Source organism: Azoarcus sp. CIB (assembly GCF_001190925.1).
In the GTDB taxonomy this organism is placed as follows: Bacteria; Pseudomonadota; Gammaproteobacteria; order Burkholderiales; family Rhodocyclaceae; genus Aromatoleum.
In genome coordinates this window covers 483122-500595 of record NZ_CP011072.1, presented here as the reverse complement: position 1 = coordinate 500595, position 17474 = coordinate 483122, and the positions used below count along the sequence as shown (strand labels likewise).

Sequence of the window (17474 nt, the reverse complement as noted above, 5' to 3'; positions counted from 1 at the left end):
GCCCGGCGGCTCATGGCCGCCGGGCTTTTTTTCGTCCGTACTCCGCTCACACCATCCCGCGCAGCTCCCGCAACAACACCGACAGCATCGGCATCTCGATCGCCTGCGCCATCTTCACGTCGGCGAGCAGGTGGCGGTAGCGCTCGATCTGCGGCATGCGGCGGGCTTCCCAGGCGGCGATGAGGTCGTCAGGTTGGCCAAGGTCGGGCGAGGTCTTGAGGATGTCCGCCGCGAGGCTGCGGGCGAGGTTCGACAGGTCGACGCGCAACGCGCCGCGAGCGAGGTTCTGCCAGCGCGTGTCGGCCGGCAGGGCGGCGATCTGGGCGCCCAGCCAGTACAGGTCGAGGTGGCCGCCGAGGGTGAAATACACCGCGGCCACCGTCCCCTCCGGGCGGCCGGTGTCGGCGACGATCTCGACGAGGTCGAGCGCCGAATACAGTTCGTCGAGCAAGGCGATGCGCAGCGCAAGCGCGCCGGGCGCGCCGCGCTCGACGTAGTGCGCGGTCACGGCGTCGAGCTGTGCGCGGTAGTCGTCCGACACCAGGCGGTACAGGTGCTCGGACAGGGCTTCGACGCCGGGACGGAAGCGGGCGAGCGTGGCCTGCAGGTCGGCGAGCGATTCGCGGTGGCGCAGGAACCAGGTCGTGCTGCGCTGCACGAGGCGGGCGCAGTCGATGATCATGGCGGTCTGGACGGCGTCGTCGACGCGGTTGTCGAGTTCCTCGATGGCGCGCCAGATCGGCACCAGGCCGAAGATCTCGCGCGTGACCATGTAGGCGCGCACGATCTCGGCCGGCGTCGCACCGAGTTCGCCCTGCAGCCGGCTGACGAAGGTGGGACCGACGCGGTTGATCATGCTGTTGATGACGTGCGTCGAGATGATCTCGCGGCGCAGCGCGTGCTTCGCGATGTGCGCGGCGAAGCGTTCGCGCAGCGGCGCCGGGAAGTAGCGCGACAGCGCGCTGCCGATGTAGGGGTCCTCCGGCACGTCGGACGCGAGCACCTCGTCGTAGAGCTCGATCTTGCTGTAGGCGAGCAGCACCGCGAGTTCGGGTGAGACGAGGCCGGTGCGCGCGGCGGCGCGTTCGGCGATCTCGTCGTCGAGCGGCAGGAACTCGAGCTTGCGGTTGAGGCGCCCGGCAAAGCTCAGGCGGCGGATGAACTCGGCCTGCTCGTCGAGCAACGCCACGCCGCGCGCGCGCGTCACCGACAGCACCTGCGTCTGCGCGTAGTTGTCGCGCAGCACGAGCGCGGCGACCTCGTCGGTCATCTCGACGAGCAGGGCGTCGCGCTGCTTGCCGGTGAGTTCGCCTTCGGCGATCACGCTGTTGAGCAGGATCTTGATGTTCACCTCGTGGTCCGAGCAGTCCACGCCGCCCGAGTTGTCGATCGCGTCGGTGTACAGCTTGCCGCCCTTGAGCGCGTACTCGATGCGTCCGAGCTGGGTCATGCCGAGGTTGCCGCCCTCGCCGATGACGCGGCAGCGCAGTTCGGCACCGTTCACGCGCACCGCGTCGTTGGCGCGGTCGCCCACCGAGGCGTCGGTCTCGCTCGTCGCCTTCACGTAGGTGCCGATGCCGCCGTTGTAGAGCAGATCGACCGGCGCGCGCAGGATCGCGCGGATCAGGTCGGACGGCGGCAGCGCCTCGACCTCAACGCCGAGCACGGCCTGCATCTGCGGCGACAACGCGATCGACTTGGCGCTGCGCGGCCACACCCCGCCGCCCGCGGAGATCTTCGTGAGGTCATAGTCGTTCCACGACGAGCGCGGCAGCGCGAAGAGCCGTTCGCGCTCGACGAAGGACGACTCCGCATCGGGATCCGGGTCGATGAAGATATGGCGATGGTCGAAGGCCGCAATGAGGCGGGTCTTGCGCGAACGCAGCATGCCGTTGCCGAACACGTCGCCCGACATGTCGCCGACGCCGACGGCGGTGAAGGGCTGCTCCTGCGTGTCGATGCCGAGCTCGCGGAAGTGGCGCTTGACCGACTCCCACGCCCCGCGCGCGGTGATCGCCATCTTCTTATGGTCGTAGCCGGCCGAGCCGCCCGAGGCGAAGGCGTCGCCGAGCCAGAAGCCGTATTCGGCCGCAACGGCATTCGCGTAGTCGGAGAAGCTCGCCGTGCCCTTGTCGGCGGCGACGACCAGATACGGATCGTCGCCGTCGTGACGTACCACGTCCGGCGGTGGCACGACGCGGCCCTGCACGAGGTTGTCGGTGAGATCGAGCAGGCCGTGCAGGTACAGGCGGTAGCACGCGATGCCTTCAGCGAGCACGGCTTCGCGGTCGGTTGGCGGTGGCGGGTTCTTGACGACGAAGCCGCCCTTGGAGCCGACCGGGACGATCACCGCGTTCTTGACGATCTGCGCCTTCACCAGGCCCAGCACCTCGGTGCGGTAATCCTCCATGCGGTCCGACCAGCGCAGTCCGCCGCGCGCGACCTTGCCGCCGCGCAGGTGCACGCCCTCGAAGCGCGGCGCATAGACGAAGATCTCGTACATCGGCATCGGCTGCGGCAGATTCGGGATGCGTTTCGGGTCGAACTTCAAGGACAGGTAGGATTTGACCCCGCCGTGCGGACCGCGCTGATAGTAGTTCGTGCGCAGCGTCGCCTTCACCATCGCGAGGAACTGGCGCAGGATGCGGTCCTCGTCGAGGTTCGCGACGCCGTTGAGCGCGTCGTCGATCCCCGCGAGCACCTTCGCCTCGTGGCGGGCACGCTCGCCGGCGCGGGCAGGATCCATGCGCAACGAGAAAAGTTCGATGAGCTGGCGTGCGAGCCGCGGCCAGGCCGCGAGGGTCTGCTCCATGTAGGCCTGGCTGAACGTGAACGCCGCCTGCCGCATGTGCTTCGCGTAGGCGCGCAGCACCGTGATCTCGCGCCAGGTGAGGCCGGCGAGCAGGGTCAGGCGGTTGAAGTCGTCGCTCTCGATCTCGCCGCGCCACGCGCGCAGGAAGGCGTCGTGGAAGAGCGGGCGCAGGGTATCGACGTCGAGCTCCTCCGCCCCCGCGTAGGCCAGCCCGAAGTCGTGGATCCACACGCATTCGCCGTCCTGACGCGCGATCTCGGACGGACGCTCGTCGATGACCTTCACGCCCATGCGTTCGAGCATCGGCAGGCTCTGCGACAGCGGCACCGGCGCGCCGACGCGGTAGATCTTGAAGTTGAGCCGGCCGGCGGGCGCCTCGAGCGGAATGTAGAGGCTCATCGCCAGCCCGTCGCCGGCGACCGACTCCATCTGCTCGACGTCGAACACCGCCACCCGCGGCGAATACTCCTCGCGGTAGCCCGCCGGGAAGGCGCCGCCGTAGCGGCGCAGCAGGGCCATGCCGCGCTCCTCGCCGCAGTGTTCGAGCAGCACACGCTGCAGCTCGTCCTCCCAGCGCCGCGTCGCGCGCACGATGCGCTGTTCGAGCTCATGCACCTCGAAGGGCGGGATCACCGAGTCGCGAGTACGCACGATGATCAAGACGCGCGCGAGCGCCGACTCGAAGAACTGCACGTCGAAGTCCGAACTCGCGCCGTTGAAGGCCTCCATCAGCACGGCCTGCATGCGCAGGCGCTGGTCGGTGTTGTAGTGCTCGCGCGGCACGTAGATCAGGCACGAGACGAAGCGCGCGAAGGGGTCGCTGCGCACGAACAGCCGCGTACGCTGGCGTTCGCCCAGGTGCAGGATGCCCATCGCCTGATGGAAGAGCTCTTCGGTGTCGATCTGGAACAGCTCGTCGCGCGGATAGCGTTCGAGGATGGTCAGCAACGCCTTCGCCGCGTGGCTCTTCGGCATCAGGCCGGCGCGCGCGATCACCGCGTCGACCTTGCGCCGCAGGAAGGGAATCAGCTTGGGGCTGGCGCTGTAGGCGGTGGATGCGAGCAGGCCGATGACGCGGTGTTCGCCGCACACGTGGCCGTCTGCGTCGAAGCGCTTGATGCTGAAGCGGTCGATGTAGCCGACGCGATGCACGGTCGAGCGCGTGTTGGACTTGGTGACGGTGAGCAGGACCGGCAGATTGGGCAGGGTCGATTTCAGTTCCGCCGGCAGGGCGCCGAACGAGCGCGACTGCTTTTCGCCCTCCTTCTCGCGCAGCAGCCCGAGGCCCGAGCCCGCGACGATCGACAATTCGGGGGTACCACCGTCGGCTGCGGCCAGCGCGTAGTCGCGGCAGCCGAGCAGGACGAGATTGTCGTCCATCAGCCACTTCAGGAAGGCGACGCTCTCGTCGATTTCCTCTGCGGGAACCGGCGGCGGACTGTGCTCGATCTCGGCGATGACATCGGCCACGCGCTGCTGCATCGCCGGCCAGTCGGCCACCGCCACGCGCACGTCGGCGAGCACGCGTTCCAGACCGGCCCGCAGCGCATCAAGGTCGGCCGCATCGGTGCGCCTGTCCACTTCGACGTGGATGATGGATTCGTAGCGCCCCGCGTCCGCGTCGTCGGCGATGCCCTGGTAAATGCCCTCGGCGTCGCGCACGACGCGCATCACCGGGTGGATGATCAGGTGCAGCGTGAGCCCCTGGCGATTGACCTCCATCGCGATCGAGTCGACGAGGAAAGGCATGTCGTCATTGACGATCTCGATCACGGTGTGGGTCGATTCCCAGCCGTGTTCCTCGAGCTTGGGGTTGTAGACCTTCAGGCGCGTGCCGCCGCGGTGCTTGCGCGCGAAGTGCCAGTGGCTGAGCACCGCGCCGTACAGGTCGTCGAGCGTGTAATCGGCGATATCCTCGGGCGCGACCTGACCGAACCAGCGCCGGGCGAAGGCGCCTACGGACGCTGCCTGGTCGGCGGGCAGCTTGAGTTCGATCTGCTCCAGGATCGCTTCGAAACTTGCGGCACCGCTTTCTATGTGGCGTGTCTGCATCGCTGTCTCCCGCGTGACGGGGGCTGCGCCGCGACAGGCCGACCAGTCGGGCAACCGCCCACCTTATCCGGGCAACCATACCCGCATCGCGTGCCGCGGGGAAGGCCCGTAGGGCGGGAGGAGCCGAAGGCCGAATGTGTCAACTGAGCCGCCACGCGAACGTCGGGCGTGACCACGCGCAGTTTTGGCGGGATGCGCTGCGCTCCTCCCGCCCTACGGAAGCGCGTGCGGTTGCCTTGGCGGAAGTGCCTGTAGGGCCGCTACAGCGGCAGCCCGCGCGGCTTGCGTCCGGCGCGGGCGAACAGGGCGTCGAACACCGGGTTCGGCAGCGCACGCAGCACGCGCGCGACGACGCCCATCTGCCACGGCACGACGGCATAGCCGCGGCCCGCATCGATGACCTTCGCCATGCGCCGCGCGGCCTCGTCGGCGTGCAGCATGAAGGGCATCGGATACTGGTTCACGGCGGTCATCGGCGTCGCGATGTAGCCGGGCGCGAGCGTCACCACGCGCACGCCGCTGCCGCGCAGTTCGACGCGCAGGCTTTCGAGGTAGGCGATCGCGGCGGCCTTGGACGCGCTGTACGCACCCGCCCCGGGCAGGCCGCGGATGCCGGCGACCGAGGCGATGCCGACGAGCCGCCCCGAGCCGCGCCGGCGCATCGCCTCGACGAAGGGCTGGAAGCTCGCGACCATGCCGTTCACATTGGTGCGCATGACGCGCTCGAAGGCCTGCAGGTCTTCGGGGCATTCGGTGAGCGTGCCGACCGACACGCCCGCATTGGCGATGACGATGTCGGGCACGCCGACCTGCGCGAGATAGGTTTCCGCCGCCCGTGCCAAGGCATCGCCATCGCCGACGTCGGCCGGCAGCGCGAGATGCTCGCCGGGCAGCTCGGCGGCCAGTTGCGCCAGCGCATCCGCGCGCCGTGCGACGAGACCCAGTTGTGCTCCGCGCGCGGCGTAATGGCGCGCGAAGGCCTGGCCGAGGCCGCTGGACGCGCCGGTCAGAAAAACGCGAAGTCCGGCCGGAGCCGGACTTGCGCAGGAAGCAGGTCGGGTAGCGTGCTTCACGAATATGGGCAGCGCGGGCGCGAAAGCGTCCCGCGACGGGCCGATCAGCCCTTGCCCTTCTCCGAGCGCGCGCGCGCAACCAGCTCGCTGACGGTCTTGAGCATGCCCTCGTGGCTGCCGGCGGTCGAGGCCGAGACCATGAAGCGGCCGTCGACGGCCATCATCGGCACGCCGCTGACGCGGTAGGCGGCGGCGATCTGGTTCGCGCGCTGCAGGCGCGACTGCACGCCGAAGGACTTCCAGGTGTCGCTGAAACGCTTCGAGTCGGTGACGCTGCCGATCCATTCGAGCAGCACGTCTTCCTTCTGCAGCTGGCGCTTCTGTTCATGGATCGCGGCGAACACGGCCGCGCCATGTTTGCCCGCCTCGCCCATCGCGTCGAGCGTGTAGTAGATGCGCGCGAGGTTGGTCCATTCGGCGCGGTTGAAGGTGATCGGCACCTTGATGAAATTGACGTCGGCCGGCAGCGACTTCGTCCAGGTGTTGAGCAGCGGCTCGAAGTCGTGGCAGTGCGGGCAGCCGTACGAGAAGAACTCGATCACCTCGATCTTGCCCGGGACTTCGGTCGCCACCTTGGTCGCCAGGGTCTGGAACGGCTGGCCGGACTTCTGGGCCCAGGCAGCGCCGCCAAGAACGGAGAGGGCGGACAGGGCGGACAGTTGCTTGAGTGCGGCACGACGATTCATTCAATACTCCCGAGTGGATGACAGGGTCTCAGACGGCAGACCCTGCAAGTTGTTCCCGAAATCTTTTCAGCATATCCGACGTTACGCACCGGCGAACCCTCACGGGTTGGCCTTCACGACCGTCGCGGTGAAGCCGGCTTCGGACAGGCGCGCGCGCACCGGGTTCATGTCTTCGGGCTTGGCGAAGGGGCCGATGCGTACGCGGTGCATCGTGCGGCCGTCGGCCAGCTGCGCGCGCTGGGCACTCGCCTCGATGCCGCTCAGCGCGAGCTTGGCCTTCAGGTTGTCAGCCTCGGCCGGATTTTCGAATGCCCCGATCTGCAGGTAGAGCTTCTCGGGCGCGGCCGGTGTTGCGGCGGCGGGCGTCGCGGGCTTGCTCTCGGTCGGCGCGCCTTCGCCCTGCGGCAGGATCTTGTAGAACTCGAAGTCCGGCTTCACGACCGGACGGTCACCCGGCTTGCCCGGCAACGAGGCCGGCGACTGATCGGCCGCAGGCGGACGTGCCGCAGCGGGCGCCGGCGCAGCGGGCGTCTGGAAGGGCGAATTGCGCGTGAAATACCACGCCGCGCCGGCTGCGAACAATGCGCCGAGCACCAGTCCGATGAAGATGCCGACGACTACGCCGCCACGGCTCTTCGCCGGCCGGTTCGATTTCCTGCTGGGCTTGCGGTCACGACTCACGGAGCTCTCCGGCGATCACATCGACTGCGGCGCCGACACGCCCAGCAGCGCGAGGCCGTTGGCGAGCACCTGACGCACGGCGGCGGCGAGCGCCAGGCGCGCGAGCTTCACGGCCTCGTCGTCGACCAGCATGCGCTCGGCGTTGTACCAGCTGTGGAACTCACCGGCGAGGTCCTTGAGGTAGAACGCGATCTGGTGCGGCGCGTAGTCGGCAGCGGCGCTCTGGATCAGCTCGGCGAAGGTGCCCAGGCGCGCGCACAGGGCCAGTTCGCGCTCATTCTCCAGACGCGCGAGGTCGGCCGCGGCCAGCTCGCCGACTTCGCCGCCCCACTGCTGCAGCACCGAACAGACGCGCGCGTGCGCATACTGCACGTAGTACACCGGGTTCTCGTTGCTCTGGCTCTTGGCGAGGTCGAGGTCGAAGTCGAGGTGCTGGTCGCTCTTCCTCAGCACGTAGAAGAAGCGGCACGCGTCGTTGCCGACTTCGCGGCGCAGCTCGCGCAGCGTCACGAATTCGCCCGAGCGGGTCGACATCGCGGCCTTCTGGCCGTTGCGGTACAGCACCGCGAACTGCACCAGCGACACGTCGAGCTTCTCCGGTGGCAGGCCCAGCGCGGCGATCGCACCCTTCACGCGCGGGATGTAGCCGTGGTGGTCGGCGCCCCAGATGTCGATGACGCGATCGAAACCGCGCTCGTACTTGTTCAGGTGGTAGGCGATGTCGGACGCGAAGTATGTATACAGGCCGTTGTCGCGCTGCACGACGCGGTCCTTCTCGTCGCCGAAGGCGGTGGAGCGGAACCACTTGGCGCCGTCCTGCGCGTAGATGTGGCCGCGCTTCTCGAGCTCGGTCACCACGCGTTCGACCAGGCCGGTGTCGAACAGGCTCTGCTCGGAGAACCACTTGTCGAAATGCACGCCGAACTCGTGCAGGTCCTCGCGGCCGTCGCCGAGCTGCTCGTTGAGCGCGAAGCCATGCACGAAGGGGTAGTCCTCGCCGAGCAGCCGCTTGGCGTTGGCGATCAGCGCATCGAGGTGCGTCTCGCGCTGCTCCTTGGCCTCGTCGTCCTTGCGCTCGGGCGCGGGCAGGCCCGGCGCGCCGTCGAGGATCTGGGCAATCGTGACCTTGGCGAAGCGGTCCTTGTGCCCTTCGTGCATCTCGCGCGCCATGTCGATGACGTAGTCGCCCTGGTAGGCGTTCGGCGGGAAGTCGATCTCGATGCCGTGGAAGGCGAGGTAGCGCAGCCAGGTCGACAGCGCAAGGATGTCCATCTGCCGGCCGGCGTCGTTGATGTAGTACTCGCGCGTGACATCAAAACCGGCGAAGTCGAGCACCGCGGACAGCGAGGCGCCGTAGGCCGCACCGCGGCCGTGGCCGACGTGCAGCGGCCCGGTCGGGTTGGCCGACACGAACTCGACCTGCACCTTGGAGCCGAGTCGCGCGCCGCGGCCGAATTCCGCGCCGCGCGCGAGCACGTCGGCGACGACGGCGGTCTTCGCGCCCGAGGCGAGGGTGAAATTGATGAAGCCGGCGCCGGCCACCTCGGTCTTCGCGACCAGCGGCGAGGCCGGCAACTCGGCGAGCAGCATGTTCGCGAGGTCGCGCGGACTGCGGCGCAGCGGCTTGGCGAGCTGCAGCGCGAGGTTGGTGGCGAAGTCGCCGTGACCGGCCTGCTTGGGGCGTTCGAGCTGGATCGGGGTTTCGGTCAGATCGGGGGCGACGCTTTTCAGCGCGGCACGCAGCAGGTCGGCGAGCAGGACTTTGGGATCGGAGACTTTCGGATCGGCGCTCATGGCACTCGGAGAAGAAACTAAACGCGCGATTATAGCGGATCACCCGACGACACCCGACGCGCATGCACCGCGGCACGGATTTGCGCCGCACGATACTCACAAACGCAACATAGTTGCAGCGATCGACGGCACCCCCTAGAATCGCCGGCCCATGCCCGTCCGCCCCGCGCCGTCCGCCTCGACGGGCAGGACGCCTGCCGGCCTCCTGTCGCGCCCGTCCGCCGCTCGCCGAAGCTTCGCGCGCGCGCCGCTGGCGTTCGCGCTCCGGCTGTGCCTCGCGCTGGCGCTGGTGCTCGTGCAGGGCGCGGCCCTCACGCACGTCATCAGCCACACCGCGGAAGTCTCCGCGGCCCGCAGCGGGGAGCGCGCCCGCTTCGACACCGACGACGGCGCGCGCCACCTCGCCTACTGCGTCGACTGCCTGTCCTTCGGCGGCATCGACCTTCCGCTCGCCGACCGCGACAAGCCACCCGTCGCGTCCGGCGCAGCCCTTGCCCCGGCCGCGTTCCGTTCGGTCGACAGCCCCGCCTGCGACGACCTTGCGCCGCGCTGCCGCGCCCCGCCCGCAGCCATCCCTCGGGCCTGGGCCCCATCCCCCTTTCACCTTTCGTAGCCCGGCCGCCCCGTAGCCGCCCGGACCGAGCCCGCCCTGCGCGCAGCCAGGGGGTTCGGCACGACCGGATACGGCCTGCCGCCTGAACAGCAGTCCCCGGCACGCGACCGCATGCGGCGCGCGTCGGCCGCGTTCGCCTGCGCACGGCGAACGCCCATTTTTTGGAAAGAACGATGAACACCAGACAGAATCCTGCACTCCCCCTGCGCCGCCCAGTCGCGCTGTCGCTGCTGCTCGCCTTCGGCGGGCTGCCGTTCGCCGCGGCTGCCGCGGAAACGACCGAACTGCCGACCGTGACGGTCTCGGCGAGCGCCCTCTCTCTCGGCAGCGATGCGATGAGCACGCCCGTCTCCGTGCTCGCAGGCAAGGAACTCGTGCTGCGGCGCGACGCCACGCTGGGCGAGACGCTCGCGCGCGAGCCCGGCATCAGTGCCAGCCCCTTCGGCGCCGGCGCGAGTCGGCCGGTGATCCGCGGCATGGACGCGGCGCGCGTGAAGGTGCTGTCCGACGGCGCCGAGATTATCGACGCCTCGACGGTGAGCCCGGACCACGCGATCGCATCCGAGCCGATGCTCGCCGAACAGATCGAGGTGCTGCGCGGCCCGTCGGCGCTCGCCTATGGCGGCGGCGCGATCGGCGGCGTCGTGAACGTGCTCGACCGCAAGATCCCGATGGCGATCCCCGCCCGCGGCGTCGAGGGCAGCGTGGAGCTGCGCGGCAACAGCGCGGCGCGGGAAGCCGCGGGCGCGTTCGAACTGACCGCCGGTAGCGGCAATTTCGCCGTCCATGCCGAAGGCTTGAAGCGCGACGCGCGCGACTACCGCGTCGGCGACGGCTGGGTCGGCGGACGCCGCGTCGACGGCAGCTTCAACGAGACGGAAACCGGCAGCCTGGGCCTGTCGTGGGTCGGCGCGCGCGGCTATCTCGGACTCGCGTACACGCACCAGCGCAACGATTACGGCCTGCCCGGCCACGCCCACGGCATCGAGGAATGCGCGACGGACGGCAATGCACTCGTGTGCCCCGAACACGAGGAAGAAGAGGAGGAAGAAGGCGGCGTGCCGGTCGTGAAGCTCGACAGCGAGCGCTGGGACCTGCGCGGCGAATATCTGGAGCCCTTCGCCGGCTTCACGCGCCTGCGCCTGCGTGCGAGCCACACCGACTACCGCCATCACGAAGTCGAGGAAGACACCATCGCGACGACCTTCCGCAACCGCGCCCACGACGGCCGCATCGAGCTCGAGCACGCTCCCCTCGCGGGATGGCGCGGAGTGCTCGGCCTGCAGACCTCGCGGCGCGACTTCCGCGCGCTGGGCGAAGAGGCCTACGTGCCGCCTACGCTCACGCGCAAGGACGGCGCCTTCCTGGTCGAGGAGTACACGGCTGGCGACTGGCGCTTCGAGGCCGGCCTGCGGCGCGAATGGCAGGATATCGACGTCGATGCCGCCGCGCGCGACCGCAGCCACGACGGCAGCTCGCTCTCGCTCGGCACGGTGTGGAACGTCGTGCCGGGCTACGCGCTGGGCCTGTCGCTGTCGCGTGCGCAGCGCCTGCCGACCGCCGAGGAGCTGTACGCCGACGGCCTGCACCTGGCCACCGCGACCTTCGAGCGCGGCAACGCCGACCTGAAGGCCGAGACCTCGCACAACATCGACCTCAGCCTGCGCAAGACGGCCGGCGATACGACCTTCAGCGCCGCCGTCTACCGCAATCGCGTGTCGGACTTCATCTTCGCGCGCACGCTGGATGCGCTCGAAGGCCTGCAGCTGGTCGAGTACGCACAGCGCGACGCGGTGTTCACCGGCGTCGAAGGGCAGATCCGCCAGCGCCTCGATGCGATCTTCGGCGTGACGCTGTTCGGCGATTACGTGCGCGCGCGCTTCGACGGCGGCGCCGGCGATCGCGACCTGCCGCGCATCCCCGCGCATCGCGTCGGCATGCGCCTCGACGCCCGCTGGCAGGGCTGGGACGGGGAGCTGGAGTGGTACCGCGTCGGCCGTCAGGACCAGGTCGCCGCATTCGAAAGCAGCACGCCCGGCTACACCATGGTGAACCTCGCCGCGAGCTACAGCGGGCGCTTCGGCGCGCAACCCTTCCAGGTCTACGTGAAGGCGACGAACCTCGGCGACGAACTCGCGTTCAGCCACACGTCCTTCATCAAGAACGCAGCGCCGCTGATGGGGCGCAACCTGACGCTGGGCGTGCGCGTGCCGTTCTGAGCGCAGGCGCGCGCGAGGAAAGCGCCCTGCTGCACTTTCCTCGCGCGCGCCTTCCGGCTAAAGTCCGCCCTTTCCCCCGCCCGGCAATCCAAAGTGCGTCTTTTTCGTCTTGCCAAGATCATCACCGTCGGCCTGCGCTTCGGCCTCGACCAGATGGTGCTCGAAGCCGACTCGAGCGGACGCCTGACGAAGCTGTGGCACGTGGTGTTCTTCTGGCGCCACCCCAAGGCGCCGCGCGGCGAACGCCTGCGCCGGGCGCTCGAATCGCTGGGCCCGATCTTCGTCAAGTTCGGCCAGATGCTGTCGACGCGCCGCGACCTGCTGCCGCCCGACCTCGCCGACGAGCTCGCGATGCTGCAGGACCGCGTCCCGCCCTTCCCCTCCGACCAGGCGCTGAAGGTGCTGGAGGACTTCTACGGCAAGCCGGTCGACAAGGTCTTCGTCGACTTCGAGCGCACGCCGGTTGCCTCGGCGTCGGTCGCGCAGGTGCATTTCGCGCGCTTGCCCGACGGCACCGAAGTCGCGGTGAAGATCCTGCGCCCCGGCATCGAACCGGTGATCGCGCACGACCTCGCGCTGCTCGACACCGCGGCGACGCTGCTCGAGAAGCTGTGGCCCGAGGCGCGGCGCCTGAAGCCGCGCGAAGTCGTCGCCGAATTCAGCAAGTACCTGCACGACGAGCTCGACCTGATGCGCGAGGCGTCGAACTGCTCGCAGCTGCGGCGCAACTTCACGAACTCGAAGCTGCTGCAGGTGCCCGAGGTGTATTGGGACTGGTGCGGCAAGTCGGTGATGGTGATGGAGCGCATGCGCGGCGTGCCGATCTCGCAGCTCGATGCGCTGCGCGCGCAGGGCACGGACCTGAAGGCGCTGTCGCGCGCGGGCGTCGAGATCTTCTTCACGCAGGTGTTCCGCGACGGTTTCTTCCATGCCGACATGCACCCCGGCAACATCTTCGTGCATGCCGACGGACGCTACATCGCGCTCGACTTCGGCATCGTCGGCACGCTCACCGAGGTGGACAAGAGCTACCTCGCGCAGAACTTCCTCGGCTTCTTCAAGCGCGACTACAACCGCGTCGCGCGCGCCCACATCGAGGCCGGCTGGGTGCCGGCGCACACCCGCGTGGACGAGTTCGAGAGCGCGATCCGCGCGGTGTGCGAGCCGATCTTCGACCGCCCGCTGAAGGACATCTCCTTCGGCAAGACGCTGCTGCGCCTGTTCCAGACCGCGCGCCGCTTCGAGATGGAAGTGCAGCCGCAGCTCGTGCTGCTGCAGAAGACGCTGCTCAACATCGAGGGGCTCGGCCGCCAGCTCGACCCCGACCTCGACCTGTGGAAGACCGCCAAGCCTTTCCTCGAGCGGTGGATGGACGAGCAGATGGGCTGGCGCGGCCTGCTGCGCAACCTCAAGGACGAGGCCCCGTCCTGGGCCGGCACGCTGCCGCAGATCCCCCGCCTGGTGCATCGCGTGCTCGACGCGACCGCGCACCGCCACGAGGTGCAGAGCGGCGAGCTGGAACGCCTCGCCAGCGCGCAGCGCACGCAAGGGCGGGCGCTGTGGCTCGTCGGCGCGCTGCTCGCGGCGCTGGTCGGGCTGGAGCTGTACCGCATCTTCGGCTGACCGCCGCCCGCGGGCGCGAAATCCGTCACGCGTCCGTGCACGCGCACCGACTGCGCCCGAACGAATCCCTGCCGCCTGCGTCGAACGCATAAGCGCATCGACTATTCGTCCGCACCCACTGCGGGCAGGGAGGATGGCCATGACTCACTCCGCGCCGCTTCACGTCCCGCCGCATGCCGACATGCGCGCCGTCGTGCACGTCATCGGCGTCGCGTCCGCGCTGGGGGCTCCCGGCGACGGTCCGGCCCGCGGCCCGGCCGCGCTCGAGCGCCACGGCCTGCTGCAGCGGCTGAAGGGAACCGGCATCGCGGCGAGTTGGCACGAAACGCTCCAGCCCGTCACGACACCTGCGCCCGGCGCGCTGATGCGCGAGCGCCTGGATGCGGTCGGCGGACTCGCGCAACGCGTCGCTGACCGCCTGACCGCCCTCGCGCCCGACGTATTTCCGCTCGTGATCGGCGGCGACCATGCGGTGGGCATCGGCACGTGGCGCGGGATGGCCAGCCGCCTCGCGTCGCGCGGCGCGCTGGGCCTGATCTGGATCGACGCCCACCTCGACAGCCACACCGAGCGCAGCACGCACTCGGGCAACATCCACGGCATGCCGCTCGCCGCGCTGCTCGGCGAAGGCGACGCGGCGCTGACGGGTGTCGGCGGACCGAAGCTCGACCCGGCGAACGTCGTGATCATCGGCGCGCGCGCGTGGGAGCACGAGGAACACGACCGCCTGACGCGCCTCGGGGTGCAGGTCTTCGACATGGCGGAAGTGCGCGAACGCGGCATGGCCGCCGTGTTCTGCGACGCGCTCAGCGTCGTGCGCGAGCGCACCGCGGGCTTCGGCGTCAGCATCGACCTCGACGCGCTCGACGCCGCTGCCTTCCCCGCCGTGACCTGCCCGGAACCCGAGGGCATCGCGCCCGACGAGCTGTGCGCGGCGCTGCTCGCACTGCGCGGCTGCGGCGATTTCGTCGCGATGGAGATCGTCGAATACCTGCCCGATCGCGACCCCGGCGGGATGTGCGCGGACTGGGTCGCGAACTTCGCCGGTGCGGCGCTGGGGCCGTCGACCTATCTGCTGCGCGCGAAGGAGCGCGAGTTCGGCGCGCACAACTATGCGCCGCTACCCGTCGTGTTCCATCACGGCAAGGGCATCTGGCTGTGGGACGTCGAGGGGCGGCGCTATCTCGACATGATGAGCGCCTACTCGGCGGTGAGCTTCGGGCACGCCAACCCGCGCCTGCTGCACGCGCTCAACGACCAGGCGCAGCGCCTCGCACTGACCTCGCGCGCGTATTCCAACGACCGCCTGCCGCTGCTGATGGAGCGCCTGTGCGGCCTGCTCGGCTACGACCGCATGCTGCCAGTGAACACCGGCCTCGAGGCGGTCGAAACCGCGCTCAAGACAGCGCGCAAGTGGGGCTACAAGGTCAAGGGCATCGCCACCGACAAGGCGGAGATCATCGCCTGCGAAGGCAACTTCCACGGCCGCTCGATCACCATCGTCGGCATGTCGTCGGAAGCGCAGTACCGCGACGGCTTCGGCCCCTTCCCCGCCGGACTCCGACGCATTCCTTACGGCGACGCGGACGCGCTCGAAGCGGCGATCACGCCGGACACCGCGGCCTTCCTCGTCGAACCGGTGCAGGGCGAGGGCGGCATCCTCGTGCCGCAGGCGGGCTACCTCGCGCGCTGCGCGGAGATCTGCCGGCGCCACAACGTGCTGCTGATCGCCGACGAAGTCCAGACCGGACTGGGCCGCACCGGGCGCCTGCTCGGCTGCGACCACGAGGGCGTGCATCCGGACGGGCTGATCCTCGGCAAGGCGCTGGGCGGCGGCCTGCTGCCGGTGTCGGCCTTCCTCGCCGACGCCGCGGTGATGGACGTGCTGCGGCCGGGCGACCACGGCTCGACCTTCGGCGGCAACCCGCTGGGCGCGGCCGTCGCGCTGGAAGTGCTCGCCATCCTCGAAGAGACGCGCCCGTGGGAACATGCCGCACACCTGGGCGAACGCCTGATGGCCCGATTCCGCGACGCGAGGCTGCCGTGCGTGCGCGAGGTGCGCGGGCGCGGCCTGCTGGTGGGCATCGAGCTCGACCCGGCCCAGCTGCGCGCGCCGACTGCGGCCGAACTGCTGCTCGCGCGCGGCATCGCGACCAAGGACACGCACAACACGGTGCTGCGCTTCGCGCCGCCGCTGGTGATCACCGAGGCCGAGCTCGACGCGGCCGCGGACGTCGTGATCGACACGCTCGCCGCCGCCTGCGCGCATCGCGGGCAGGAGCCGCTGCAGCGCTGAAGCGGGCGCCGTCCGCCGCACCAGAAAGGTGCGCCAATGCCACGCCGCGCAAGGGATTCCGGTTCCCGCGCGGCCGCATTCGTTGCTAAACTTTGCGCCCGCCGTTTTTGTTCAACCTCCACCCATCTCCGCGCAAAGGCCCAAGCATGCTGGTCGGCTTCGTCATCGCTTATCTCCTGCTCTCGATCGGCGTCGGCCTGTACGCCGCCACCCGCGTCAAGAACACCTCGGACTACGTCGCGGCCGGCCGCCACCTGCCGCTGTACATCGTCACCGCGACGGTGTTCGCGACCTGGTTCGGCTCCGAGACCGTGCTCGGCATCTCGGCGACCTTCCTCGACGAAGGCCTGCGCGGCCTGTGGTCCGACCCCTTCGGCGCATCGCTGTGCCTGATCCTCGTCGGTCTGTTCTTCGCGCGCCCGCTCTACCGCCTGAACCTGCTCACGCTGGGCGACTACTACCGCTTGCGCTACGGCCGCACGGTCGAAGTGCTGTGCTCGAGCGCGATCGTGATCTCCTACCTCGGCTGGGTCGCCGCGCAGATCACCGCGCTGGGCCTGGTGTTCAACATCCTGTCCGACGGTTCGATCCCCAATGAGGCGGGAATGCTGATCGGTGCCGGCATCGTGCTGGTGTATACGCTGTTCGGCGGCATGTGGTCGGTGGCGCTGACCGACTTCATGCAGATGACCATCATCATCGTCGGCCTGTTCTACATCGCGTGGCTGGTCGGCGACATGGCGGGCGGCGTCGGCACCGTCGTCGCCCATGCGAACGAGGCGGGCAAGCTCAACTTCCTGCCGGCCTTCGACGCGAAGGACATGATCGCCTTCCTCGCCGGCATCCTGACCATGGGTTTCGGCTCGATCCCGCAGCAGGACGTGTTCCAGCGCCTGAACTCGGCGCGCGACGAAAAGACCGCCGTGCGCGGCACGCTGCTCGGCGGCTCGGGCTACTTCGTGTTCGCCTTCGTGCCGCTCTTCATCGCCTACTCGGCCACGCTGATCGACCCCGCACTGGTCGCGCAGTACCAGGAGAGCGACAGCCAGCAGGTCCTGCCGCAGCTGATCCTGCAGCACACGCCGATCTTCGCGCAGGTGATGTTCTTCGGTGCGCTGCTGTCCGCGATCATGAGTACGGCCTCGGGCACTTTGCTCGCCCCGTCGGTGACCTTCTCCGAAAACATCCTGCGCGGCACCTTCCCGAGGATGAGCGACCACAAGTTCCTGTGGCTCACCCGCGGTGTCGTCGTCGTGTTCGCGCTGCTGATCACCTGGTACGCGACGCATACTAGCGAGAGCATCCACGGCATGGTCGAGAACGCCTACAAGGTCACGCTGGCGACGGCCTTCGTGCCGCTCGCCTTCGGCCTGTACTGGAAACGCGCGACCACGCAGGGCGCGCTGGCGTCGATCTTCATCGGCCTCGTCACCTGGGTGCTGCTCGAGATCGTCGCGCCGGAAGCCGACGTGCCGCCGCACTTTGCCGGCATGCTGGCCGGCATCGTCGCGATGCTCGCCGGCTCGCTGCTGCCGCAGACCCTGGTGAAGCCGACCCACGGCCACGTCGCCGAACACCTGCACATCGCGCACCAGCACCCTCACTCCGGACGCTGAAAATCCTGT

Annotated in this window: 10 protein-coding genes; 5 read left to right on the top strand and 5 right to left on the bottom strand. The window is 69.2% G+C overall.

Features of this window, described 5'->3' with window-relative positions; all coding sequences use genetic code 11:
* Nucleotides 1-46: 46 nt before the first annotated feature.
* The 5 genes from AzCIB_RS02060 to argS all read right to left on the bottom strand — a co-directional run bounded on the left by AzCIB_RS02060 (nt 47) and on the right by argS (nt 9098).
* Nucleotides 47-4864, bottom strand: coding sequence for an NAD-glutamate dehydrogenase (locus AzCIB_RS02060; RefSeq protein WP_050414368.1), 4818 nt, complete (start codon nt 4862-4864; stop codon nt 47-49).
* 260 nt (nt 4865-5124) lie between these two features.
* Complete coding sequence (locus tag AzCIB_RS02055) at nt 5125-5937, bottom strand: SDR family oxidoreductase (protein ID WP_198149602.1); 813 nt, start codon at nt 5935-5937, stop codon at nt 5125-5127.
* Nucleotides 5938-5981: 44 nt separating this feature from the next.
* Nucleotides 5982-6623, bottom strand: coding sequence for a thiol:disulfide interchange protein DsbA/DsbL (locus AzCIB_RS02050; RefSeq protein ID WP_050414367.1), 642 nt, complete (start codon nt 6621-6623; stop codon nt 5982-5984).
* 99 nt (nt 6624-6722) lie between these two features.
* Nucleotides 6723-7304, bottom strand: coding sequence for an SPOR domain-containing protein (locus tag AzCIB_RS02045; protein ID WP_050414366.1), 582 nt, complete (start codon nt 7302-7304; stop codon nt 6723-6725).
* A 15-nt stretch (nt 7305-7319) separates the two neighbouring features.
* Nucleotides 7320-9098, bottom strand: coding sequence for an arginine--tRNA ligase (argS, locus tag AzCIB_RS02040; RefSeq protein ID WP_050414365.1), 1779 nt, complete (start codon nt 9096-9098; stop codon nt 7320-7322).
* 151 nt (nt 9099-9249) lie between these two features.
* Between argS and AzCIB_RS02035 the strand changes: the two genes are divergently transcribed.
* The 5 genes from AzCIB_RS02035 to AzCIB_RS02015 all read left to right on the top strand — a co-directional run bounded on the left by AzCIB_RS02035 (nt 9250) and on the right by AzCIB_RS02015 (nt 17465).
* Nucleotides 9250-9711: a hypothetical protein gene (locus AzCIB_RS02035; RefSeq protein ID WP_050414364.1), complete on the top strand. Its 462-nt coding sequence runs from the start codon at nt 9250-9252 to the stop codon at nt 9709-9711.
* 173 nt (nt 9712-9884) lie between these two features.
* Entirely contained in the window at nt 9885-11930 is a 2046-nt protein-coding gene (locus tag AzCIB_RS02030; protein WP_050414363.1) for a TonB-dependent receptor, read from the top strand.
* Between the two features lie 93 nt (nt 11931-12023).
* Nucleotides 12024-13553, top strand: coding sequence for a ubiquinone biosynthesis regulatory protein kinase UbiB (gene ubiB, locus AzCIB_RS02025; RefSeq protein ID WP_050414362.1), 1530 nt, complete (start codon nt 12024-12026; stop codon nt 13551-13553).
* A gap of 139 nt (nt 13554-13692) precedes the next feature.
* Nucleotides 13693-15849: an ornithine--oxo-acid transaminase gene (gene rocD, locus AzCIB_RS24815; RefSeq protein WP_050414361.1), complete on the top strand. Its 2157-nt coding sequence runs from the start codon at nt 13693-13695 to the stop codon at nt 15847-15849.
* A 146-nt stretch (nt 15850-15995) separates the two neighbouring features.
* Entirely contained in the window at nt 15996-17465 is a 1470-nt protein-coding gene (locus AzCIB_RS02015) for a high affinity choline transporter 1 (protein WP_050414360.1), read from the top strand.
* The last annotated feature ends 9 nt before the right edge of the window (nt 17466-17474 follow it).

Coding starts and splice junctions, on each gene's coding strand:
- AzCIB_RS02030 (WP_050414363.1), top strand. CDS start 9,885: ATGAACACCAGACAGAATCCTGCACTCCCCCTGCGCCGCCCAGTCGCG.
- AzCIB_RS02050 (WP_050414367.1), bottom strand. CDS start 6,623: ATGAATCGTCGTGCCGCACTCAAGCAACTGTCCGCCCTGTCCGCCCTC.
- argS (WP_050414365.1), bottom strand. CDS start 9,098: ATGAGCGCCGATCCGAAAGTCTCCGATCCCAAAGTCCTGCTCGCCGAC.
- AzCIB_RS02015 (WP_050414360.1), top strand. CDS start 15,996: ATGCTGGTCGGCTTCGTCATCGCTTATCTCCTGCTCTCGATCGGCGTC.
- rocD (WP_050414361.1), top strand. CDS start 13,693: ATGACTCACTCCGCGCCGCTTCACGTCCCGCCGCATGCCGACATGCGC.
- AzCIB_RS02035 (WP_050414364.1), top strand. CDS start 9,250: ATGCCCGTCCGCCCCGCGCCGTCCGCCTCGACGGGCAGGACGCCTGCC.
- AzCIB_RS02060 (WP_050414368.1), bottom strand. CDS start 4,864: ATGCAGACACGCCACATAGAAAGCGGTGCCGCAAGTTTCGAAGCGATC.